General features: G+C 62.4%; 3 protein-coding genes. 2 read left to right on the top strand and 1 reads right to left on the bottom strand.

The window, feature by feature from the left end; translation table 11 throughout:
- Together AC1D00_RS27035 and AC1D00_RS27030 are read left to right on the top strand one after the other, a co-directional pair.
- Positions 1-2,223, top strand: a 2,223-nt coding sequence (locus AC1D00_RS27035; RefSeq protein ID WP_477012758.1) for a Wzz/FepE/Etk N-terminal domain-containing protein, incomplete at its 5' end; no start/stop codon positions are given.
- A 67-nt stretch (positions 2,224-2,290) separates the two neighbouring features.
- Positions 2,291-3,004: a hypothetical protein gene (locus AC1D00_RS27030; protein WP_477012757.1), complete on the top strand. Its 714-nt coding sequence runs from the start codon at positions 2,291-2,293 to the stop codon at positions 3,002-3,004.
- Positions 3,005-3,264: 260 nt separating this feature from the next.
- Here the strand turns inward: AC1D00_RS27030 and AC1D00_RS27025 are convergent, their stop codons facing one another.
- Positions 3,265-4,689 carry an undecaprenyl-phosphate glucose phosphotransferase gene (locus tag AC1D00_RS27025; RefSeq protein WP_027549397.1) on the bottom strand — a complete coding sequence of 475 codons (1,425 nt, stop codon included), beginning with the start codon at positions 4,687-4,689 and terminating at the stop codon, positions 3,265-3,267.
- Positions 4,690-4,802 lie beyond the last annotated feature (113 nt).

Here is a 4,802-nt window from a genome sequence, read left to right as displayed (position 1 = left end):
GGCCAGAAGTTCGGAATCGAGCTCGGTGGGACGGTATTAAGCGTCGAGCGCGTTCTAGACATCTTGCGCCGTCAATGGCCGCTGATCGCCGCGTCGGTCGCGGGCGCCCTGGTGTTGGTCTTCGTCTACCTGCTGATCGCGAAGCCGATGTACACGGCCAACGCCCGGATCCTGATGGACACCCGCCAGACCCAGGTGTTGGACAAGGACAGCGGCGTAAACAGTGCGCTGATCGACACCGGCTTTGTCGACAGCCAAGTCGAGATCCTCAGCTCGGACGATCTGATTCTTTCGGTCGTCCGCAAGCTGCGGCTGACCGAGGATTCCGAGTTCAACGGATCCGATCCCGGAATGGTCGGTATCATCCTGGGCAAGGTGCTTTCGCTGTTCGGATCCGATGGGCCGGCCTCGAARGAGCGGATCGAACGCGGCGTGGTTGATGCGGTTCAAAGGAATCTCAAGGTCGAACGCGTGCTGACGACCTACGTCCTGTCGCTGAGCTACCGCTCGGTGGACGGCGAAAAGGCTGCACGGATCGCCAACGCGATCGCCGACGCCTATATCGTGGGCGCGCTCGAAGCCAAGTACCAATCGACCAAGCGGGCCGGCGAATGGCTGCAGTCGCGCAGTGCCGAACTGCGCGAGCAGGCCACCGCGAGCGATCGCGCCGTCCAGAGCTTCAAGGCGGAAAACAACATCGTCGGCACCAGCCGCGGCCTGATGACCGAGCAACAGCTGTCCGACGTCAACACCCAGCTGATCCAGGCCCGCGCCGCCACCTCCGAAGCCAAGGCGCGCCTCGACCGCATCGAGGCGATCTCCGACAAGGACCTGGCGCAGCCGACCGTCACCGACGCGCTCAGCAATACCGTCATCACGAGGCTCCGCGCCCAGTATCTTGATCTGGCGGCCCAGTATGCCGATTGGTCGAACCGTTACGGCAAGACCCATCAGGCGTCCATCAACCTCGCCAACCGCATGGAAGAACTGCGCAAGGCCATCGCCGACGAGGTCCACCGTATCGCCGACGCCTACCGGAGCGACTACGCGATCGCCAAGAGCCGCGAATCCTCGCTCGAGGACAACTTGAAGGGGCTGGTCGCCCAGGCCGGCAATACCGGACAGGCCCAGGTCAAACTGCGCGACCTCGAGAGCGCGGCCGATACCTATCGCAACCTGTACAACAACTTCCTCGAAAAGCTGCAGAACGCGACGCAGAACCAGAGCTTCCCGATCAGCGAAGCCCGCATGATCAGCACGGCGGTCAAACCCGACAAGAAGAGCTCGCCGAAGGCGTTGCTGGCGATCGCCGGCGGCCTCGTCGGAGGCCTCTGCCTCGGCTTCGCTGTCGCCTTCTCGCGAGAGCTGTTGAGTGATGTCCTGCGCTCGCCCAGTGATGTCGAAGACGAGCTCGGCGTGAAATGCCTCGGTGTCCTACCCGACATTCGTCCGCCGGGCCAGGTCGCGCAGAAGGCCCTCGGGCTGTTGCCGAACGAAAGTCCGCCGACGAGGGAAAAGGAGACGCCGCTCTCGAACTATGTCGTCGACCATCCGTTCTCGCGTTTTGCGGAGACGCTGCGGAACATCAAGGTGTCGATCGACGTCGCGCGGCTGACGCGCGAGGTCAAGGTGATCGGCATCGTGTCGTCGTTGCCCAAGGAAGGCAAAACGACGGTCGCAGCCAATTTCGGACACCTCACCGCGCTGACCGGACACCGCACCCTATTGATCGACGGCGACCTGCACACCCGCTCGCTGACGCGCGAGCTTGCCCCCAACGCCAAGACCGGCCTGGTCGAGGCCCTCAAGGATCCGCGCTCGTTCGGCTACCATATCCAGCGCAGCAAGGAGACCGGACTGGACTTCCTGCCGTCATTCATGGTCTCCCGGATGGTCAATTCAGCCGACATCATGGCTTCAAAGGCCATGGCGGACCTGCTGCTGGTGATGCGGGAGAACTACGAATATATCATCATCGACCTCGCCCCGGTCATGCCGGTCGCGGACGCAAAGGCGGTCAGCCATCTCATCGACGCCATGGTCTACGTGATCGAGTGGGGCAAGACGACGCGAACTGCCCTGCAAGAGTCGATCTCCGGGTCGGAGGTCATCCAGAAGAAACTGTTGGGGGCTGTCCTGAACCGCGCGAACCCGAAGATGCTCAAGCGCATCGAGGCCTACAAGGGCTCGCACTATAACAGCTACTACGTCGAAGGTGCCTAGCAGCGCTGGCGCGTCCGACCGTCGCTTGCCGGCCAGCCCACACTGGCTGGCGCGCGGCGTCAATTGTGTGCTCGCCATTGCCGCCTTGAGCTGGGTGTGGTCGGTCTTTCCAGTCATCCCCGACCCGACGATTTCGAAGGTCGCCAGCCGTGTTGCGCGCGGTGAAAATTACGATCCCGCGCTGCTCCGGCAGATGGTGACACAGGACCTTGAAGCCGCCGAGCGTTCCTGCAATTCGAAGATCCTGCGCGAATTGCTCATTCTGCAGATTGGAGCAGCCGAAGACTCGGTTCGGGCCACCGAGCTGCGCCAGGCCGACCTCGACATCTCGAAGGTCGATGCCATCAGCAAGGCACTCCTCGGCTGCGCTCCCACCGAATCGATCGGATGGCTTGGCGTCTACTGGTCGAATATCCGGCAACAGGGATTTGGACCGCGAGCGGCGAGCTATCTCGGCCAGTCGTATCAATCCGCCCCGCACGAAGCCTGGATCCAGCTCATTCGCGCGCCGCTCGCACTGCGCTCATTCGGGGCACTGCCGCCTGCTCTCAAGGAGGCCGCCGTGCAGGATTTTGAGGATATCTTTCGCGCTAAGCTGTTTCCCAGCGCAGTAGCCTTGCTGAAAACCTCGGCGAGCGCGCAGCCGGCACTGCTCGATGCGACCTGCAATTTCCCCGAAAGCGATCGGCTTTTCTTTCTGCGTCTCGTCAACGATACGGGATCGAACATCCGGCACCGTTGCTATCCGTCGGATGACCGGCCGTCGTATATGCGGGAATGAGCGCGGCATTGGGCGCCGAATTCGGGCTTACGGGGCCCCACGATAGCGTTCCCGCAGCCGATGAGCCTCAATTCTCCGCGCGCTGAGGCTAGGAAGCCATGCGGACCTTGCCCATCACGGCARCGCCGCTGTTTGCTTAGGCGCAACCGTCGTTCCTGCAAGCCCAGGATCCTGATGGATGGCGAAGAGTAAAGCGGCCAGCGGCAGGATCCCCCGCCGCATCTCTGCCCGTCATTGCTTTCCCGGGATGCCCGACAGCCTCAGTAGGCTTCCTGGTGGATCAGCGCCAGCGCGGTCTTCAGGATGATCCTGATGTCGAGCCAGATGCTCCAGTTGCTGACGTACCAGACGTCATACTCGACCCGCTTTTCCATCAGATCGATGGTCGGCGTCTCGCCGCGGAAGCCGTTGACCTGGGCCCATCCGGTCAGGCCCGGCTTCATGTGGTGCCGGTACACGTAATTGCTGATGAGCTCGTCGTAGTAGTTGTCGTGCGCGAGAGCATGCGGGCGCGGCCCGACCAACGACATCTCGCCGCGCAGAACGTTCCAGAGCTGCGGCAGCTCGTCGATGCTGGTCCGCCGTAGCACGCGGCCGACACGGGTGACCCGCGCGTCGCTCTTCGTCGCCTGCGTGACGACATGGCCGTTCTCCGCCACCGTCATGGAGCGGAACTTCCAGATCTCGAACTGCTTGCCGTTGAAGCCGCGCCGGGACTGCTTGAAGATCACGTTGCCCTTGGAATCGAGCTTGATCATGATCGCGGCCGTCACCAGCAGCGGCGCCAGCAGCAGCAGGGCGAACGAGGCAAGGCCGATATCGAGGCAGCGCTTCTGCGCCTGCTCGAACACGCTGAGCGGCGCGCGCTGGATCTCGATCGCGACCGTGCCGCTGACCGGCTGGAATGGACGCGAGACCAGATCGGCGATCGGGAAATCAGGCAGAAGACGGATCGGCTGGGGAACGACGCGCAGGTGCTGGCTCAGCTTCTGAAGAAGCGGCATCTCGTCCCAGTCGATGACCAGGAGATATTCTTCCACGTCCGCAGTCCGGCCCTGACGAATGATGTCGCGAATCTCGCGATCCCAGCCCGCGCCCTCTTCGGACGGCTCGAGCACGAAATGCCGCACGACGTTGAAGCCGTGCTTGCGCAGATCCTTGAAGCGGGTCGAAGTGAAATCGAGAGGCTTGAGGCTGAGCAGCACGACCTTGCGATCGACCAGACGGCCCTTGGCATAGCTCGAGGTCAGGGCCAGGCGCCACAACACGCGCAGCCCGCCCAAGGCAACGCCGCCGGTCGCAGCGAACAGCAGCGTGGTTCCGCGCGACAGATCCGCGGACGATTTGAGCAGAAACGCCTCGACCGCGAGGATGGTCAGCGAGATCAGCCAGACCGCCAAGGCCTTGCGCAGCTGCCAGACCGTGCTCAACAGGCGATGGTGATCGTAGACGCCCTGGAAATAGGCGATCATCACGAACACCGCGCCGACGACGAGACCGGCTCCGATGGACGAATCCTGCTCGACGACAAGCACGCGATACAAACCGCTCGCCACGAAATAGCTGAGCAGCACGGCGAGGAAGTCGCCAGCGATCAACGCCACCTGGAGGGGTCTCTGGAGGGCACCGCGTCGGTTCGATATAGCCGAATAATAGTTTTCCGAACCGTAAGTTGCTACAGCCATCAGAACCTCGCTGCCTCGTCACGCACCCGCAATGAATTGCGAGTAAATCGATCCGAATTTTTTTCGACGTGCGCCGAAGTATATCTTAACTAAACAAAGCGACATTGCGGCAG

The sequence above is a fragment of the Bradyrhizobium sp. P2_E8 genome (assembly GCF_056403875.1).
This window is presented reverse-complemented; position numbering and strand designations above follow the sequence as displayed.